Origin of the sequence: Herbivorax alkaliphila (assembly GCF_030848475.1) — a bacterium.
Lineage (GTDB): Bacteria > Bacillota > Clostridia > Acetivibrionales > Acetivibrionaceae > Herbivorax.
Window position 1 is genome coordinate 1 of the sequence record NZ_JAVDDS010000020.1, and the last position, 18,487, is coordinate 18,487.

Genomic DNA, 18,487 nt, shown 5'->3' on the forward strand with positions numbered 1-18,487 from the left:
TCTATTGGAAAAAATGATACCTTCTATCAAGAGTTAAATTGAGGTATAAACAAAAATGAATCCATACCTGTTATACTAAAATCACCTAAGTCAAATTCAGGTTTAAAAGGATTTTCAAAATTAATAGAATTAGAAATTATTAAAACAATAACCAGTATAAAGAAACTTGTAATTTAAATTTGTAATTTTATGTTGCATTTAATTAAATGATATAGTACAATATTTGGAGATGTTTATATATTAAACATAAAAAATACAAGGGGGAATAAGAATTATGAGAAAAGTAAGAAGTTTTTTATTTGCATGTCTATCGTTATCTATGGTATTTACAGTTTTAATGGGTGTAAGTCCTATTGAGACAAGGGCAAATACTGATGATGGAGAATTTATTTATGGTGATTTAAATGGTGATGGAAATATTGACAGTACAGATGCGGCATTACTTACACGATATATGTTAGAAATTATATCGGACTTTCCTTCACCAGATGGAATGAAAGCAGCAGACCTTAATGGTGATGGTGAAATTGATAGTATTGATTATACACTTTTAAGCAGGCGACTTCTTGATATAATAGATCATTTCCCGGTTGAGGACGCTTCTCCAACACCTGATCCGATTGATACAGAACCACCTACTATCCCACAAAGCGTAGAGGTGACAGAAATAACAGATACAACAGCAACTCTTAAGTGGGATTCTTCTAATGACAATGAAGCAGTAGAAGGATACAATATATATTCTGATGGAACAAAAGTTAAGACTACGACTGACACAACTGCTACTTTGACAGAATTGTTGTCAAATCAAAAGTATTTATTCAGTGTAACTGCATTTGATGAGGCAGGAAATGAGTCAGATGCAAGTGACTATGTAGAAGTAACTACTTTATCGGAGGAGGCTATCCCAACAGGTTTTGTGCAAGTTGAAACAGGTTCTTCTTTTGCAGTTGCACTAAAGGAAAATGGCACTGTTTGGACATGGGGAGAAAGCAGTGTTGTAGATGCAAACCATACTATTTCCCAAGTGGTAGGAATAGATAATGTCAAATCAATTTCTACTGGAAATAGTTTTGTCCTTGCATTAAAAGAAGATGGGTCTGTTTGGGCTTGGGGCTGGAATGAAAACGGTGAATTAGGAATTGGAAATAATGAGCATAGTTCTGTTCCTGTTCAAATAAAAGGGTTATCTAACGTAAAAAATATTTTTGCTGGAGATTATCAGTCTTTTGCGATTACAGAAGAGGGATCTGTTTGGGCTTGGGGTCGGAATAACCGCGGTCTATTAGGAATTGGCAACACTGTTAATAGCAATATACCTGTAAAGCTTACAGATTTTAATGATGTTGAAGAAATATCCTCTAGCAGAGATCATACTATTGCATTAAAAGAAGATGGGTCTGTTTGGACATGGGGAGCACCTCCTGGAGCACCTCTTATGGAAAGAAATGAAAAACCGGTTAACGTACCAGAAATATCAAATGCAGTATCTGTAAGTGCAGGGCAAGAGCATTTTCTTGTATTAAAGGAAGATGGGTCTGTTTTAGCTTGGGGTAGTAATTTATCTAATCAACTTGGTGATGGAACGTCTGAAGATAGTAATATTCCAATTGAAGTAACTGGACTGACTGATGTTAAATTAATTCATGCAGGCAGTGCTTTTTCACTTGCAGTAAAAAAAGATGGGTCTGTTTTAGCTTGGGGTAGTAATTCTACGTTAGGTATTTCATCTGAAATTCCTATAAAAATAACTGAATTATCTGATGTTAGGTCTATTTCTACTAGCTACAATCATATTCTTGCAATTTTAGAAAATGGTGATATTTGGGCTTGGGGATCAAATAGAAGTGGTCAATTAGGAAATGTTGAATTATACAATAATTCTGTACCAATTAAAGTCGATTATGAAGAATCTGAAATTATAAAGTCATCACATTTTCGAGAGTTTTACACAAATAGAACATTTTATTTAGAACTTGATGAACTGGGCAACGTTTGGAGTTGGCAAACTAACGAAGAAAAAGAGAAGATATTATCAGACATTGATGATATATTCACAACTAACAATGTTTGTTTGGCGTTGAAAAAAGATGGAACTGTTTGGGCTTGGGGAAGTAATATACTTAATCAATTACCAAATTCGACAGATAGCTATAATCTTAACCCAGAAGAAGTAACATATTTAGAAGATATTATTGCTATTGAAACAGGTAGTCAGCATAGTGTAGTATTAAAAAAAGATGGAACTGTTTGGACTTGGGGAGAAAATAATTTTGGACAATTGGGTATTGGTACAAATGAAAATACCAATGTTCCAACTCAAGTACCTGATGTGGAAAATATTATAGAGATTAAAGCCTATGGTTCTAATACTTTTGCATTGGGAGATGACGGCTCTATTTGGGCTTGGGGACATGGAAGTGAACTAACTAACACTCCGACAAAGCTGACAACCCTTTCAGGTATAGAAACATATTATGATCGATCTTTTGCAGTAACACTAAAAGATGATGGAACTGTCTGGACTTGGGGCAGAAATAATTTTGGTCAATTAGGAAACGGTACGTACGAAGACAGTGATGTTCCTGTTAAAGTAAAAGATCTTGATGGTGTAAAGTCAATATCTTCAAATGGAAGTCATGTTCTTGCACTAAAAGAAGATGGAACCATCTGGGGTTGGGGTAACAATAGCTCTGGACAATTAGGAAACGGAACTTATATAAGCAGTAACATTCCTGTAAAGGCAATTGGTGAAAATTTTGTTGAGCTTTCTGGAACAAATGCCTTTAAAGAAGATGGATCTATGTATTCTTTTGGAGTTCTTTTTAATCATGATGCAACAGAGCCAATCAAGGTACGTGATGTAGATGATGCTGGAATTCGCTACCTTCTTGCAAACAATGAAGTTGTTGAAGGATTTAAAGAGGATATGTATGAATTCTCAATAACAGCACCTTTTGAATCTGCACCTGAAATTGATGCAGTTACATATCATCCAGATGCAACAGTTGAAATAATGCAACCTGACGCTTGGGGGACTGCAACAATTGAAGTGACAGCACCTGATGGAATTACAAAGGAAACATATACTGTAAATGTGAATTTTTAATCTTAATAATAATTTTTAATAAGATACATAAATAACTAATATAAACAGGGAGTGTAGGCTCAATTCCTAAGCTCCTTGTTTGAATATTTTTTACTTATTTATAATTTTTAAATCAAAACAAATGAGCATAATATTAAAAACTATTTCAAGTTTGTTTTTGTATTACTAGTATTGTTTGATTTAGTCAGTTGTTATAATAAAGTATAAAAAGTGATTATATTTTTAGGCACAAAAAATACAAGGGGGAATAAGAATTATGAGAAAAGTAAGAAGTTTTTTATTTGCATGTCTATCTTTAACCATGGTATTTACAGTTTTAATAGGTTTAAGTCCTATTGAGATAAGGGCAAATACTGATGGTGGAGAATTTATTTATGGTGATTTAAATGGTGATGGAAATATTGACAGTACAGATGCGGCACTACTTACACGATATATGTTAGAAATTATATCGGACTTTCCTTCAGCAGATGGCATGAAAGCAGCAGATGTTAATGGTGATGGTGAAATTGATAGCATTGATTATACACTTTTGAGCAGGCGACTTCTTGATATAATAGATTATTTCCCAGTTGAAGAAGATTCTACTGAAGTAATTGACACGGAAGCTCCGTCTATTCCAGAGAATTTAGAAGCTATTGAAGTTACAGATACATCGGTAACTTTAAAATGGGATGCTTCAGTAGATAATGTGAGCGTCAAAGGATATAATGTGTACTCTTCAAGATCAAGTTTTCCAACTGTTACATCAGATACAAAAATAACAATCAGTAATCTAGTTCCAGAAAACACATATACTTTTAGTGTAAATGCATTTGATGAAGAGGGGAATGAATCTGACAAAAGTGAGTCTATTGAAGTGACTACGCCTTTGACTATACTTGAATCTGGTCTAACCATAGAGGAACAAGAGTTATTTGATCTTGTAAATGAGGCGAGAGTTTCAGAAGGTTTAGAACCTTTAGTTCTTGATTTAGAGTTGACACATGTAGCTCGAATACTTGCTCAGGAGATGTCAGATAATAATTCTTTTGAACCCACAGAACCTTTTAAAGCAGTTAGAGAAAATAATATTTCTTATAGAGCTGTGGGGGTAAATTCGGCTGGAGCAAGATCACCTGAAAGAGTAGCCAATATGTGGAGTGCTCATGATAAAGATACTGGTCTTATTTATAATGAATCTCTTGAATATACAGGAGTTGGGATTGTAAGAAATTCATCCTATGGAAGAGCAGCTGTACAGCTTTATGTTGCAAGATAAATTTTTTGATATAGAGTTTTTATAATAAAAAATAAAAGGATTTTTTCAATAGTAATTGAATTTATAACAAGCAAGTAGTTTATATATTTCAATTAACTATGAAAAAATCCTTACTTTATGTTAGATATAAATTTTCAAACTATTTTGACAAATTACAGTTTTTACATCAATGCATTATCTACTAATAAAAATTTGTACAACAACCAAGCCACGTGTTGGGCAACGAATAATACCAACACCTGCATAATTATAGCTTGGGTCAGTTATTATTTCATTATATATATCAATTTGACTTGAGAAATTAAATGCTGAAGTTGCAGTTGGGGATATTGATACTGTTTCATATGCGTGGTCAAAAGGTATATCAAAATAATTAAGTAATTCATTTGTTGTTCCATATGTTGGGGAAGTAGAGGAAAAAAAGGAATCATCAATCATCTCTTGTGATTTAATTCGTGCAACGTCAACAATGTCCATATCACACTTAAAAGGCTCAATGCCAGCGTCTGACCTTGTTTGATTGATGAATTCTAATAGAAGTTCTTCCGAGCTAGTTAAATTTGATGAAGATTGTGAGTCATCGGATAAACCTTCCACAGGAAATACATTCATTATTTGAAGTACATAGCGTCTAAGTAATGTATAATCAGTACTATCTATAGAGTTATCCCCATTTAAGTCAGCAACATTTGAATAAGGCAATTCACTAATAATGTCAAGAAGATATCTTTTTAACAATGTAACATCAGTACTATCTATATTTCCATCGCCATTTATGTCCCCATAAGAAATTGAAATATTGTTTGCAGTTACTTGTGATTCACTTGATATAGATACAAAAGTAAATAATAGTAAAATTATAAAAATATAAATTTTAGATAAATTTTTAAATGGTTTTTTCATTTATAATCCTCCTTTACTAACTTTCCTAAAATGTGGATAGGAGTTACTGAAAAAACATTCTAGCAAATTATAATAAAAGTGTGGGGGAAGCACCCCTCTCTAATTTAATAATGAGTAAAGATATATTATTAAAAAACCAAGGCTTAAAGCCTTGGTTTTTTAATAGATTTAGTTTAAATCTATCGAATGCTCAACTTCTATATCTGCCTCTTCAAATTTTTTCGAGGCATTATAGGTATTATCAGAGTCATCTTTAAAAAGGTAATCGATTTTAGCGTGTTCGTCTTCTAGAGTGAGTATACCAGTCATAATTGGTGGACTACCGACCCAATTAATATTTTCAAATTCATCTGGTTCATCAGGTCGTACAATAACAAATAGTTTTAAATAAATAGACTTAGATAATTTAAATAAAGTATCTTCTTTTATTAGTTCAACGTTTGTAGAAAAATTAGGTACATTGAATGTAACAGTGTTATTGTCATCAATATTAAAAACTTCACCCTCATTTTCAGTGATATCGAATTCTTGATAATCAATATCTTCAATATCATTGCCAAAACCATATTGTACTTGTGTAACTACAAGATTCAATGGTAATTCTGCTTCAAAAATAGCACTTTCTGCAGTTAGTGATTCAAATATAGGAGCTTCAATAGCTTCTTGTAAAGAAGAAAGATTCAATGAATTTAAATTAAAATCAGTTTCAGAAAGCGTAGAGGGTTGTACATAGTTGTCATCAGAAACCCCTATGTTATTTGCGATAGAGTATAAGTTTGCAACTTCTTCTTCCTCTGTACCGCTAAGTGCTTCAGTTAAATCAACGAATATCAATTGAACATCTTCGGAACCATTATGATCAACAACTTCTTTTGCATAGTCAATAGCCTTGTTAGTATCATCAGATATTTGGTGACCTTGAGCATTTCCAGTTAGTAAAAATTCATCGCTGTGTGCAGATGTGTTGGTGTAGGTGTTTGGAGCTCTACCAGTGAAGACAACTATATATTTGTCGGGACTAGCAGATTCTGACAAATGGTGATAAGAGTGTCTTAAACCATCGCCTAAATTAACATTTAAATCAGTTTCTATATCAGAATTTGCCCTAGTTGAGTAAGGAATGGTTGTAGTTGTTGTATATTCATCTACAGTATTTATAAGTCTGTTTACATTTTGGTTTATTAAAGGAGCAGCTTCTGTATATGTTCTAATCCTAATTCTATCACTAGGAGTATTCTCATCTGGGTATCTAAAGTTATAGTTACCTCCTATTGATAATTCATCAGCTATAAAACTACCAATATATTCAGCACCTTCCTCACCAATAAACTCCATTTTACCTCTTGGTGCCAGTGCAAGACCCTTGAATTGATTTTTGGCTAACTGAATTTTTACGTCGCTGTTCATAGAAATTAAATTAACATTGTCAATTTCAGTCATTTCCTGACCTTGAAGTGTCACATTACCTGTTGCCATAATATAAGCATCTTGTTCATCACCTAGAATTTCAGGAGCTTGACGTATTCCAGTTCTAGTACTGATTGCCAAGTTACCGTGAAAGTACATATCAGAATTTATAATAAATGTTCCATCGCCTTCTATTACAAAGGTATCTTCGCCATGAAATTCTTTATAATCTAGCTCAACATTTTCTTCTAAATCAATTGGTAAAGTGTTTAAGAAGTCCTCATCCCTTTCATCAAAATAAGTAACACCATAGATTTCATGTAATTCGCGAGCATTATTGCCAATTGAGTCTAGTAGCTGCGTTATCTGGGGAACACCATAGGCATCCTCAGAGTCTGGAAACCAATGTTCGAATCTGTCTAAATCCTTTCCAGTTATCCGCTCACCATCTATTGGGGGATTTCCATCTTCATTACCACTTGTGTCCTGCCATAGTCCACATTCATAAGTATCTGTTATTGCTATTTCATTATTAGAAGTAGTAACAGTATCTCTATTGAAAAACTTCCCTTCTATTAGTAACTCAGGTCCTCCAACTGTAGTTGTATTTCTTGAAAATAACACATGATCAAAAGGTCCTCCATCAGTTTCAGACTCTGTCATATTATAAGATGAATCTACTAAAAAAACAACATCTTTGTTTTTTGGATCAAAAGGAGTGCCTATTTCTCCACCTTGAGTATAAGTAATATCTGTCAAGCCTCCGAGGGGCGTAGAAGCTCCAGGTATTACTTCTGAATCAAAATCAATAACTTCATCTAATGCACCTATTGAAATGCTAAAACTAAACAAAATGCTTAACATAACGAGCAAATATGCAAATCTTTTAAAAAATTTTTTTTTCATACAACATACCTCCCTAATTATTTATAATAATGTGACAAAAAAATGTGTTTACAAGTCGTATTTTGTGACTGTTTTGTATGTTCCGTCATCCTGAAGCATTTTAACTAAAATATATTTAGGTTTCTGATTTGAATAATTATAATATGAAGCAAAATAATCATATGAGTTTGAATCATTCTTATTATATATTGGAGTAACAGTTAAAGTTCTTGAGGAGCTGTAGAAAACATCTAAAAGCATACCTCTTACATTTAAATTAGTGGTGCCAGTTATAATTACTTCATTATTTTCATCTGGGCCACTAATACTGTCAACTGTAAAAACTCTATCTCCATATGATGCCTGTTCACCTAAACTGTAAGTTTCATCTGTAGGTCCATCTATACCTGGGATTGTTCCGACTGGGCTTGTTATCATAAATGATATTGTCACAACTCTTGTGTCATGATCCCAGCCTACATCTGCTCCAACACTTTCGCTTACAAATCTTAAAGGAACAAATGTCCTGTCATCAGTTATTTCAGGGGCTACATCTAAGGTGTGTTCTTCATCATTTACAATTGCAGTTTGCTTCCCTATGCCAAGTTCCATTTCTGTTGTTTCATTTTTTGCATATACAGTGCGAGTATCACCATCCCATGTTACGTCCATGTCCAATTCTTCAAAAATTCTTCTGAAAGGGATTAGAGTTCTGCCGTCTTTGATGTAAGGATACGGGTCATTTGCGTCGGTTCCAAATTCCATTGTTTCACCATTGATGATAATTGTAATGTCGTCTGGATTAGCTGATACATTGTTTGTAAAGATAAACATGTTAAAACACAACAAACAAACAATAGAAAATACAACTAATACACTTAGTCTTTTCATATTTCCATTCCTCCCCAAAAAGTATACTTGTTATAGGTTATAGGTTATACGTGTTATATCTATAATATGTAATTGTAATACAACATAGAATAAAAAATAGAATTGCTGAATTTCTTACTGCATAGATTGGTTTGACGATAAGATATTTGCGTAAACAACTAAATAGGACTACATAAAATGCGTCTTTTGAATTATTTAGTTTACACCACCCCTTTATAACCGCTTAATTTATTATACGTTGAATAATTTTCTGTGTCTTTTTATTTGTCTAACAATTATAATTCTCCTCATATCTTATTATATATCAAAAATCGGAAAAAATAAAGCTTATTTTACCATAAAGAGCGAAAAGCTAATATTAAATTTCTTTTACAAAGATAAAAAAATTTATTTAAAATAATGGATTAAAAGTGTAAATTTAATCATGGAAAATTCCGATATGTCTTTTAGGAAGCAAAATTTATCAAAGATAGAAGGGGAAAAGCCGTGGATTTAGCTACTTTAATAGGAATAATAATAGGAATAGTGTGTATTTTAGCAACAATAATCATGGGTGGCAGTCTATTGACTTTCTGGAGCATCGCGGGTGTTTTTGTTGTGTTAGGTGGAGGTATTGCCTCAACCCTTATTTCTTACCGTGTTGGAGAAATTGGTAAGATGATAAAGGTTGCTGTCAAGGCTTTTACAGGTAAGGAATTAAGACCTCAGGACACAATAAAACTTCTTGTTGACCTTTCTTTAAAGGCAAGAAGAGAAGGTTTGCTTTCTCTTGAAGCAGATCAAGAAGAAATTGATGACAATTTTTTAAAACAGTCACTTCAATTGGTTGTTGATGGAGTTGAGCCTGAGGTTATAGTTGAGTCTATGGACTTAGAAATTGAAAATATGAAAATGAGACATAGTAGAGGGTCTGGAATATTTAAAACCATGGGAACTTTATTTCCAGCATGGGGAATGATAGGAACACTTATAGGATTGATAAACCTGTTGCAGTCACTTGACGATCCATCTGCTGTTGGGCCTGCCATGGCATTAGCGTTGATAACAACTTTTTATGGTAGTCTTCTTGCAAACTTTATATGTAATCCTATTGCAAACAAACTTGCAATTAAGAGTAAAGAGGAAATACAGGAAAAGAGAATGATTATAGAAGGTATTTTGTCCATACAGTCAGGAGAAAACCCAAGAATTTTAGAACATAAATTGAAGACATTTTTATCTCCAATACAAAAAGAGGACTATGACAAGGATCCAGAAGAAGAAGCAGAAGATGATAAGGATAATCAAGCCAAAGACGCAGTTGCTGAGTGAGGGTTGATATATGAGTAAAAGAAGAGATGAAATTGAAGAAGAAAAATCTGAAGGTACACCAGAATGGATGGTCACTTATAGTGATATGATGACGCTTTTACTTTGCTTTTTTGTTCTCCTGTTTTCAATGGCTGTTATTGATCAGGAAAGGTTTGAGGAGGTAGCACAGTCTTTGAGGACTGCTTTTTTAAGCAGCAGTGATGGAGAGATGTTTGAACACAACAAAGGGACTGAAGTAGTTGATTTAACCGAAAGTGTACAGGCAAGTGACTTAATTACCAGTAATCTTGGAAATATTTATGACTCAGAAGAAGAAGAGCAGGAAGAGTCAACTGAAGAGATGACTGAAGAAGAAAAGTCTGAGAAACTAGAGGAATTTGTCAAAGAGTTAAGAGAGTACATTTTTGAAATGAATCTAGATGAATATGTTCAGGTGCTTGATGAAGAAAATCAGGTAATTTTAAGAATAGACTCGGTTATTTTGTTTGACCTTGGAAAGGCTGATATCAAAGAATCAGGAAAAGGTACTCTAAGAGAAGTTGGATATCTTTTAAATAGTGTTGATTCTGAAGTGGTTGTGCAGGGACATACTGATAATTTGCCTATAAACACTACTATTTTCCCAAGCAACTGGGAATTGTCCACTAGGAGAGCTACTAATGTTGTTGTATTTTTAATAGACGAGAGCGATATGAATCCTGTCAGACTTACCGCTACAGGAAATGGAGAGTTTAGACCTATTGCTCCAAATGATACACCTGAAAATAGGCAAAAAAATAGAAGAATTGATATTGTTGTGGATAAATAAAAAAGAGTATAGTATAATGTTAATTGAAAATACAATTAACATTAGCGAGGTTTTAAAAATGAATCAAGATAATAGTTTGTGCAAACCTAAGCATAAAACCAGTATAGGGGGGCAGGCTCTTATTGAAGGACTTATGATGATAGGGTCTGAGAACGCAGCAATAGCAATAAGAAAACCTGATGGAGAAATTATTGTTGAAAAAAGACCGACACCTAAGAAAAACATATTTACAAAAATTCCAATTATAAGAGGTGCAGTAGGACTTTTTAAACAGATGATTTTAGGATTTAAAGCTCTTATGTATTCTGCAGAATTTGTGGATATAGAGGAAGATGTAAGCGAAGAAGATGAGGAAAATAAAGAGCCGTCTAAAATAGATAAGTTTTTAGAAAAAGTATTTGGAGATAAACTTCAAGATGTATTGATATATTTTTCGGTGATTCTCTCTCTTTTCTTTTCGGTAGGCTTATTTATGCTTTTGCCGAATTTTTTATCAGAGTTGACGCTTACCAGATTGTTTGCTTTTGAAGAGGGGTCTAAAGTTTTAATTTATAATGTTTTTGAAGGACTTATTCGTATATGTTTGTTTTTGGCATATCTTTATTTTGCATCTAAACTTAAAGATATTAAGAGGGTATGGCAGTATCATGGCTCAGAGCACAAGACCATTCACTGTTATGAGAATCAGAAAGAATTGACTGTTGAGAACATTAAAAAATATCCTACTGCTCATCCACGATGTGGTACGTCATTTTTGTTTACCGTTATGATAGTTAGTATATTGGTTTTTTCAGCAACAGGAAGACATGATCAAATTATTATAAACCTTCTTATGAGAATCATGTTTTTACCTCTTGTAGCGGGGATATCTTATGAGATAACAAGATTTGCAGGTAGAAGCGAATCAAAGATATTAGGTATTGTAAATGCACCGGGCTTGCTATTTCAAAAGTTTACTACAAAAGAGCCTGATGAAAGTCAGATTGAAGTTGCTATTGAAGCTATGAAAAATGTACTTGTAGAAGATAAAAAAGCTGATAAATGGTAGGGAAGGATTTAATATGCTTTTAAAAGAAGTTTTTACACAGGGAGTAAGGTTTTTAAGTTCATCAGGAAATGAGGCCCCGGCATTTGAAGCCGGGGTTATGTTATGCCATGTCTTAAAATGCAAAAAGACATTTTTGTATGCTCATGATGATTATATATTAAGTGATGAAGAATATAAAGAGTATATTGAGATTGTTTCAAAGAGGTCAAAAGGAACGCCACTTCAATATATTACCGGCCATCAGGAATTTATGTCATTGGATTTTAAAGTTACTCCAGATGTATTAATACCAAGGCAAGATACTGAGATTTTAGTTGAAAGTGTACTTGAGTACGCAAAATTTACTAAAGGTAAAAAAATTGATGTGTTAGATATTGGTACAGGCTCAGGTTGTATATCTGTATGTTTAGCCCATTATATTAAAAACAGCAGAGTGGTTGCTTTGGATATTTCACAAAAATCTCTTGATGTGGCGAAATATAATGCAGAAAAAAATGGTGTTATAAATAAAATGGATTTTGTATGTGGTAACATTTTTAAAGGTCTTAAAAATATATTTGATAGTGAAAGCAATTTATTTAATATAATTGTTTCAAATCCTCCATATATAGCTTCTGGTGAGCTTGATTTCTTAGAAAAGCAGGTGAGGGATTTTGAACCTCTAAAGGCTCTAGATGGAGGAGAGGATGGATTGGATTATTATAAATTTATAATAGAAGAAGGGAGGAAGTTTTTAAAGCCACAGGGAGTTTTAGCCTTTGAGGTTGGGATAAACCAAGGAAAAGAAGTTTTAAATATGATGAAGAAAAATTATTCTAATGTTAGAGTGATAAAAGACCTCTCAGGTATTGAGCGAATTGTGGTGGGGGTTTTTAACTGTTAGCCATGTAACTGTGGATGAGCAACTTTTTTAAAATAGGGGTTTGACTTGTTGCAAAGTAATAATTATAATAAGAAGGAGTAATTATTAATAAGCACTTAACAGTGTTGCTATTATTGTAATAAGGTGGGTTTGATATAAGCTAAATTAAAGCATTCTATATTTGAGTTATTTTTGAAAGTATAGGATTTTTTTGATGTCTAAGCACCCCTTTAAGGTGGTTAGAGCATTCTTTAGCAGACAAAAAATTTTATGAAAGATAACAAATTTTTTCTTAGTGATTGCTTTAATTTTTATATTTGAAAATTAGCGGGGTTTTGGATATGCTATTTAAGAGGTTTTTTAAAGGGGGAGCGGCAGTGCCCCATGAGAAAAATACTGTCAATTGTGAAACAGTAAAAATGGATGTACCTAAAAAAGTTATAATTCCAATGGTGCAACATATAGGAGCTCCATGTGAGCCATGTGTTGCAAAGGGTGACATGGTTAAAGTGGGGCAGGTGATAGGTGACAGTGATAAGTTTGTATCAGCACCTGTTCATTCAAGTGTTTCTGGAACTGTGTCTAGTGTGAAACCTATGTTGTATCCCGGGGGAGTGTTTGTCAATTCGGTAGCAATTGATTCTGACGGCAAACAGGAACTTTGCGAAGACATTGAGCCACCCAACATTTCTAATACGAAAGATTTTTTAAAGGCTATCAGAAAGTCAGGACTTGTGGGACTTGGAGGAGCTGGTTTTCCAGCTCATGTTAAGCTTTCAGTACCTCCTGATAAAAAGATAGACACTTTGATAATTAATGCAGCAGAATGTGAACCTTACATTACTTCAGACTATAGAGAAATAATTGAAAATTCATGGAATGTTATTGGTGGAATTAACACAGTTATGGAGCTTATGGATATTGAAAATGTTATTATTGGAATTGAAGATAACAAACCAGATGCTATTCGTGAAATGACACAGGTGGCAGATACCAGTGACAGAATAAATGTATTAAAGTTAAAATCGAGGTACCCGCAGGGTGCAGAGAAAATGCTTATTTACGCCACTACTGGAAGAAAAGTTCCACCGGGAAAACTTCCATTAGATGTTGGCGTAATTGTTATGAATGTAAACAGTATTTCTTTTATTGCAGAATATGCAAAGACAGGTATGCCGCTTATTAAAAAAAGAGTTACAATTGATGGGGGAGCGGTAAATAAACCATCTAATTTAGATGTTTTAATTGGTACCTCCCTTGAAGAGGTTTTTGATTTTTGTGGAGGATTTAAAGATCATCCTAAAAAGGTTTTAATGGGAGGTCCAATGATGGGAATTGCTCAATTTTCACTGGATACCTCTGTAGTAAAGCATACTAATGCATTGCTTGCATTTAATGATAATGAGGCTAACCTTCCATTACAGTCTTCTTGTATAAGATGTGGAAGATGTGTCAGAACATGTCCTATGAATCTTTTACCTCTTAGGTTAAATAAGAGTGCATTAAAGGAAAATACTGAAGAATTAAATAAGTACCATGCAAATGATTGTATTGAGTGTGGAAGCTGCTCTTACGTTTGCCCGTCTAAAATACATCTAGTTCAGTCAATTAGACTTGGGAAAGCAAAGCTTAGGGCAGCTGCGAAAGGAGGAAAGTAATATGGAAAATAAATTCGTAGTATCTTCCTCGCCGCATATAAGAGATAGTGCAAATTCAAGAAGAATTATGATAGATGTGATAATAGCCCTTTCACCAGCTGCTATAGCAGGAGTTTATTTTTTTGGTACAAGTGCACTTGCAGTTATTTTAGTTACCATTTTATCATGTGTATTGGCAGAGCACATTACTAGACTGGTTATGAAAAGAGAGTCTACAATTGCAGATTTTAGTGCAGTTGTAACAGGTCTTTTACTTGCATTAAATCTTCCGCCAACTATACCAATTTGGATAGCAGCAGTTGGTGGAGTTGTGGCGATAGTTATAGTGAAGCAGATGTTTGGCGGTTTAGGTCAAAATTTTATGAACCCGGCATTAGCTGCAAGAGTAATTTTAGTTGTTTCTTATACAGAGCAAATGACAAATTGGGTGAATCCAAGAGGTGTTGACGTAGTGTCTACAGCAACGCCTTTAGAAATTGCAAATCAAGGTGCACCGATTGCAGAAATGCCTTCATATGCACAGCTGTTTTTAGGTCAGGTAGGAGGATGTATCGGTGAGACATCGGTACTGGCTCTACTTTTAGGTGTTGTATATCTTTTGATACGAAAAGTTATAGGACTTCAAATTCCACTGACCTTTATTGGAACTACAGCACTATTTACATGGATTTTTGCAGGGTCAACTGCTTTTACAGGAGATTTTGTATACCATGTACTTGCTGGAGGATTAATATTAGGTGCTTTTTATATGGCAACTGACTATGCTACCTGTCCTGTTACAAATAAAGGTCGTATTATAATGGGTGTAGGTTGTGGAATTCTTACAGGAATTATAAGGCTTTATACAAACTACCCTGAAGGAGTTTCCTTTGCAATAATTCTTATGAATATAGTTGTACCTCTTATTGATAGATATATAGTTCCAAAGAGTTTTGGAGGTGGAAAAAAAGTTGCGTGATATAATTAAGGCTGGATTAATTTTATGTGTTATAAGTTTTATAGTTACTTTGGCTCTTGCTTTTACCCATTGGGCTACAGAGGATATTATTGAAGAGAGAAGGCTAGAAAAGGAAAGGGAAGCAAGAGAACAGGTTATGTCATTTGTAGATAGTTTTGAGGAATTGAATGGCGTGGAATGTTCATTAGACATGGTAAAAGGTGTTTATAATGGAATTAGCGATGGAGATGTAGTTGGAAGAGTTTTCATGGTTGAAGGAAGAGGTTATGGAGGACCAATTAATATGACTGTTGGAATAGACAATAATGGTAAGATAACTGGAGTAAATATAATTGATAACCAAGAAACACCAGGGCTTGGTACAAAGATTGCAGAAGAAGATTTTTTAATTCAGTTTGCAGGAATTAAGCCCGAGCAACCTTTGATGGCGGTAAAAAACCCTCCTGATAATGATGAAGAGATAGATGTTGCAAGTGGTGCGACAGTTTCGTCAGAGGCTGTTGTGGACGCAGTTCAGGCTGCAATTGATGTAAATAAAGAGATTATAAATAGTAAGGGGGCGTTGTAGTATGAAAGCTGGAAAGATTTTGACCAATGGGTTAATAAAAGAGAATCCTGTTTTTAAAATGGCACTAGGTGCATGTCCAGCTTTAGCTGTAACGGTTTCTGCAATAAATGGAATAGGTATGGGTCTTGCAACTACAGCAGTTTTAATTGGATCTAATACAGTTATTTCTCTTACCAAAAAATTGATACCAAGTAGAGTTAGAATCCCGGCATATATTACTATTATTGCAGGATTTGTGACGATAATTCAGTTTTTGTTAAAGGCGTATCTTCCAGAATTAGATAATGCGTTAGGAATATTTATACCTCTTATAGTTGTAAACTGTGTTGTTCTAGGTCGTGCTGAAGCCTTTGCAAGTAAAAACAGTTTACGATCATCTATAATTGACGGTGTTGGTATGGGATTAGGATTTACTCTGGCACTTTTTATAATAGGTTCTATAAGAGAGCTGTTTGGAGAAGGTAAATTGTTTGGATTTGAAATTACAGCTAATCTTTTTGATCCTGCTACACTAATGATTCTGGCACCAGGAGGGTTTTTAACTTTTGGAATAGTTATTGGAATTATAAACAAGATTTCTGCATCTAGAGTAGAACATAAGGGATGTTCGGCATGTCCTATGCCTTGTGATCTAGCTTCTAAGGAAAAGGAGGTTAAAGGCTGATGAGAGAAATAATTATAATTGTTTTAAGTGCCGTATTGGTTGAGAACTTTGTACTTACACAATTTTTGGGAGTATGTCCCTTTATTGGTGTATCAAAAAGGATTAACACTGCTCTTGGTATGGGTGGAGCAGTAATTTTTGTAATGACATTTGCATCTGCAATAACAAAGTTGGTGTTTGATTATTTACTAGAGCCAAATTCTCTTGAATATCTTAACATCATTGCATTTATACTTGTTATTGCGTCATTGGTTCAGTTTGTGGAAATTGTATTGAAAAGGTTTGTTCCACCATTGTACAAAGCTCTTGGGATATATCTTCCCCTTATAACTACTAACTGTGCAGTGCTTGGTATGGCACTCATGGGAATAGAAAGAGAGTATAGCTTAGGAGCAACAGTGCTCTTTGGATTAGGTGCAGGATTAGGTTTTACTCTTGCCCTTGTACTTTTTGCTGGAGTGAGGGAGAAGCTTGAAGAAAATGATATTCCTGAATCGCTAAAGGGTTTTTCAATTTCACTTATAGCAGCGGCTTTGGTTTCAGTAGCATTTTTTGGTTTCCAAGGATTGTTTTAGAGAATAGAGGATAGATGATAAATACGAGGGGTTGTTAAAAGTATGGTTGCAAATTTGCTTATATCTGCTTCGATAGTTGGAGGTCTTGGACTTTTGTTTGGATTGGGACTTTCAGTTGCATCAAAAGTTTTTGAAGTAAAAGTTGATGAAAAAGTTACAAAAATAAGAGAAATCCTTCCAGGGGCTAATTGTGGAGCCTGTGGTCAGACTGGGTGTGATGCCTTTGCAGAATGTCTTGTTGAGGGTAAATGTGATATAAGTGGTTGCCCTGTAGCTGGAGATGAGCTTGTAGAGGAATTAGGAGAAATACTTGGAATAGAGGCAGGTTCAACTGTAGCAAAGACGGCGAGGGTTATGTGTTCAGGGACATATGACAACTGTAAACAGAAATTTGATTATTCAGGTGTTGAAGATTGTGTTGCAGCTGCTAATTTATATGGTGGTCCACCTGCTTGCACCTATGGATGTGTAGGGCTTGGAAATTGTGTTAGAGCTTGTCCATTTGATGCAATAGTTATGGTTGACGGTCTTGCAAGGATTATTGAATCTAAATGCAAATCCTGTGAGAAGTGTGTTGTTGCATGTCCTAAAAATATAATAGAGATGGTTCCAAAATGTAATGAATATACTGTTACATGTAAGAGCTTAGATAAGGGAGCTGTTGTGAGAAAAAATTGTAGTGTAGGCTGTATCGGATGTAGAAAATGTTCAAAGGTTTGTCCTGTTGATGCAATATCATTTGAAGGTACCTTGGCAAAGATAAATCCCGATATTTGCACTAATTGTGGGGAGTGTATGAAAGCTTGCCCTGTAAACTCAATAAAAAGACATAAATGTGAGCTCGTCTAGCTAAAGCTAAACATCGAGGCTTTAGGTGGAGTCTTAGAATAAGATAAATGAAAAGAAAAAAATAAGAATAGCTTCTGCTAGTTACCATGTGTTAATAAATTTTTTTACAGGGTAAATATAGTAGAAGTTGTATTTTTATAATGAAAGTTAGGAGTATTATATGAAGAAAAAAAATATAGTTTTGATAGGTATGCCTGGTTCAGGTAAAAGCACTACAGGAATATTACTGGCAAAGACATTAAAAAAGTCTTTTATAGATACTGACTTGTTAATACAGCAAAAGCATGGTAAACTTTTGCAGGATATAATTGATACAGAGGGAATTAAAAAGTTTCTGTCCTTTGAGGAAAGGGTTGTGGTAGACATTGAAGTGAAAAACAATGTGATTGCAACAGGTGGAAGTGTTATTCACAGTAATGCTGCTTTAAATCATTTAAAAAGAGACAGTGTACTGGTGTATTTGCAATTAAGGTTTGATGAAATTGACAGCAGAATAAAAAATATATCCACAAGAGGAATTGCAAAAGAAAAGGATATGTCACTTGTGGAAGTTTTTAATAAGAGAGTACCTTTATATGAAAAACATGCAGATATTGTTATAAACTGTTCGAATAAGCACATTGAAGATGTTATATCAGAAATAAAAAACAGGGTTTGTACGAAAGAATAAAAATTTTTTAAAAAAATTTTAGTTTTTTTGAATAAACAACCCTGTTTTGGGTCAATAATA

The 18,487-nt window shown here is 34.0% G+C and carries 16 protein-coding genes; 13 read left to right on the forward strand and 3 right to left on the reverse strand.

Annotation, left to right across the window (positions count from 1 at the left end):
* Positions 1-274 precede the first annotated feature (274 nt).
* Together RBH29_RS08955 and RBH29_RS08960 are read left to right on the forward strand one after the other, a co-directional pair.
* A complete protein-coding gene (locus RBH29_RS08955; RefSeq protein WP_306696464.1) occupies positions 275-3,109 on the forward strand; it encodes an RCC1 domain-containing protein in 2,835 nt (944 codons plus the stop codon).
* A 256-nt stretch (positions 3,110-3,365) separates the two neighbouring features.
* Positions 3,366-4,370, forward strand: a complete 1,005-nt coding sequence (locus RBH29_RS08960) for a dockerin type I domain-containing protein (protein ID WP_306696465.1) — start codon at positions 3,366-3,368, stop codon at positions 4,368-4,370.
* A 174-nt stretch (positions 4,371-4,544) separates the two neighbouring features.
* On the opposite strand, the gene RBH29_RS08965 is transcribed toward RBH29_RS08960, so the two are convergent.
* The 3 genes from RBH29_RS08965 to RBH29_RS08975 form a co-directional block, all read right to left on the reverse strand.
* On the reverse strand, positions 4,545-5,273 hold the full coding sequence (locus RBH29_RS08965) for a dockerin type I domain-containing protein (protein WP_306696466.1): 729 nt from the start codon (positions 5,271-5,273) through the stop codon (positions 4,545-4,547).
* Between the two features lie 168 nt (positions 5,274-5,441).
* Positions 5,442-7,586, reverse strand: coding sequence for a hypothetical protein (locus RBH29_RS08970; RefSeq protein ID WP_306696467.1), 2,145 nt, complete (start codon positions 7,584-7,586; stop codon positions 5,442-5,444).
* 48 nt (positions 7,587-7,634) lie between these two features.
* Positions 7,635-8,456 (reverse strand): copper amine oxidase N-terminal domain-containing protein, encoded by an 822-nt coding sequence (locus RBH29_RS08975; RefSeq protein WP_306696469.1) that lies wholly within the window; start codon positions 8,454-8,456, stop codon positions 7,635-7,637.
* 486 nt (positions 8,457-8,942) lie between these two features.
* Between RBH29_RS08975 and RBH29_RS08980 the strand changes: the two genes are divergently transcribed.
* The 11 genes from RBH29_RS08980 (at position 8,943) to RBH29_RS09030 (ending at position 18,427) form a co-directional block, all read left to right on the forward strand.
* Positions 8,943-9,767, forward strand: a complete 825-nt coding sequence (locus RBH29_RS08980; RefSeq protein ID WP_306696471.1) for a motility protein A — start codon at positions 8,943-8,945, stop codon at positions 9,765-9,767.
* Positions 9,768-9,777: 10 nt separating this feature from the next.
* Positions 9,778-10,575 carry a flagellar motor protein MotB gene (locus RBH29_RS08985; RefSeq protein ID WP_306696473.1) on the forward strand — a complete coding sequence of 266 codons (798 nt, stop codon included), beginning with the start codon at positions 9,778-9,780 and terminating at the stop codon, positions 10,573-10,575.
* Positions 10,517-11,623 carry a DUF1385 domain-containing protein gene (locus tag RBH29_RS08990; RefSeq protein ID WP_459076771.1) on the forward strand — a complete coding sequence of 369 codons (1,107 nt, stop codon included), beginning with the start codon at positions 10,517-10,519 and terminating at the stop codon, positions 11,621-11,623. Before RBH29_RS08985 ends, RBH29_RS08990 begins: the two co-directional genes overlap by 59 nt.
* 13 nt (positions 11,624-11,636) lie before the next feature.
* On the forward strand, positions 11,637-12,506 hold the full coding sequence (prmC, locus tag RBH29_RS08995) for a peptide chain release factor N(5)-glutamine methyltransferase (RefSeq protein WP_306696475.1): 870 nt from the start codon (positions 11,637-11,639) through the stop codon (positions 12,504-12,506).
* 320 nt (positions 12,507-12,826) lie between these two features.
* Positions 12,827-14,143, forward strand: coding sequence for an electron transport complex subunit RsxC (rsxC, locus tag RBH29_RS09000; protein ID WP_306696476.1), 1,317 nt, complete (start codon positions 12,827-12,829; stop codon positions 14,141-14,143).
* 1 nt (position 14,144) lies between these two features.
* Positions 14,145-15,101: an RnfABCDGE type electron transport complex subunit D gene (locus RBH29_RS09005; protein WP_306696477.1), complete on the forward strand. Its 957-nt coding sequence runs from the start codon at positions 14,145-14,147 to the stop codon at positions 15,099-15,101.
* The gene (locus RBH29_RS09010) at positions 15,094-15,669 is read left to right on the forward strand and encodes an RnfABCDGE type electron transport complex subunit G (RefSeq protein WP_306696478.1); all 576 of its coding nucleotides are present in this window, start codon (positions 15,094-15,096) and stop codon (positions 15,667-15,669) included. The genes RBH29_RS09005 and RBH29_RS09010 overlap by 8 nt, the downstream gene beginning before the upstream one ends.
* 1 nt (position 15,670) lies before the next feature.
* Positions 15,671-16,333: an electron transport complex subunit RsxE gene (rsxE, locus tag RBH29_RS09015; RefSeq protein WP_306696479.1), complete on the forward strand. Its 663-nt coding sequence runs from the start codon at positions 15,671-15,673 to the stop codon at positions 16,331-16,333.
* On the forward strand, positions 16,333-16,908 hold the full coding sequence (locus RBH29_RS09020) for an electron transport complex protein RnfA (protein WP_306696480.1): 576 nt from the start codon (positions 16,333-16,335) through the stop codon (positions 16,906-16,908). Before rsxE ends, RBH29_RS09020 begins: the two co-directional genes overlap by 1 nt.
* 42 nt (positions 16,909-16,950) lie before the next feature.
* Positions 16,951-17,757, forward strand: coding sequence for an RnfABCDGE type electron transport complex subunit B (locus RBH29_RS09025; protein WP_306696481.1), 807 nt, complete (start codon positions 16,951-16,953; stop codon positions 17,755-17,757).
* Between the two features lie 160 nt (positions 17,758-17,917).
* Positions 17,918-18,427 carry a shikimate kinase gene (locus RBH29_RS09030; protein ID WP_306696482.1) on the forward strand — a complete coding sequence of 170 codons (510 nt, stop codon included), beginning with the start codon at positions 17,918-17,920 and terminating at the stop codon, positions 18,425-18,427.
* Positions 18,428-18,487: the final 60 nt, after the last annotated feature.

Coding starts and splice junctions, on each gene's coding strand:
- prmC (WP_306696475.1), top strand. CDS start 11,637: ATGCTTTTAAAAGAAGTTTTTACACAGGGAGTAAGGTTTTTAAGTTCA.
- RBH29_RS08965 (WP_306696466.1), bottom strand. CDS start 5,273: ATGAAAAAACCATTTAAAAATTTATCTAAAATTTATATTTTTATAATT.
- RBH29_RS08960 (WP_306696465.1), top strand. CDS start 3,366: ATGAGAAAAGTAAGAAGTTTTTTATTTGCATGTCTATCTTTAACCATG.
- rsxC (WP_306696476.1), top strand. CDS start 12,827: ATGCTATTTAAGAGGTTTTTTAAAGGGGGAGCGGCAGTGCCCCATGAG.
- RBH29_RS09020 (WP_306696480.1), top strand. CDS start 16,333: ATGAGAGAAATAATTATAATTGTTTTAAGTGCCGTATTGGTTGAGAAC.
- RBH29_RS08975 (WP_306696469.1), bottom strand. CDS start 8,456: ATGAAAAGACTAAGTGTATTAGTTGTATTTTCTATTGTTTGTTTGTTG.
- RBH29_RS09030 (WP_306696482.1), top strand. CDS start 17,918: ATGAAGAAAAAAAATATAGTTTTGATAGGTATGCCTGGTTCAGGTAAA.
- RBH29_RS09005 (WP_306696477.1), top strand. CDS start 14,145: ATGGAAAATAAATTCGTAGTATCTTCCTCGCCGCATATAAGAGATAGT.
- RBH29_RS08990 (WP_459076771.1), top strand. CDS start 10,517: ATGATACACCTGAAAATAGGCAAAAAAATAGAAGAATTGATATTGTTG.
- rsxE (WP_306696479.1), top strand. CDS start 15,671: ATGAAAGCTGGAAAGATTTTGACCAATGGGTTAATAAAAGAGAATCCT.
- RBH29_RS08970 (WP_306696467.1), bottom strand. CDS start 7,586: ATGAAAAAAAAATTTTTTAAAAGATTTGCATATTTGCTCGTTATGTTA.
- RBH29_RS08985 (WP_306696473.1), top strand. CDS start 9,778: ATGAGTAAAAGAAGAGATGAAATTGAAGAAGAAAAATCTGAAGGTACA.
- RBH29_RS09025 (WP_306696481.1), top strand. CDS start 16,951: ATGGTTGCAAATTTGCTTATATCTGCTTCGATAGTTGGAGGTCTTGGA.
- RBH29_RS08955 (WP_306696464.1), top strand. CDS start 275: ATGAGAAAAGTAAGAAGTTTTTTATTTGCATGTCTATCGTTATCTATG.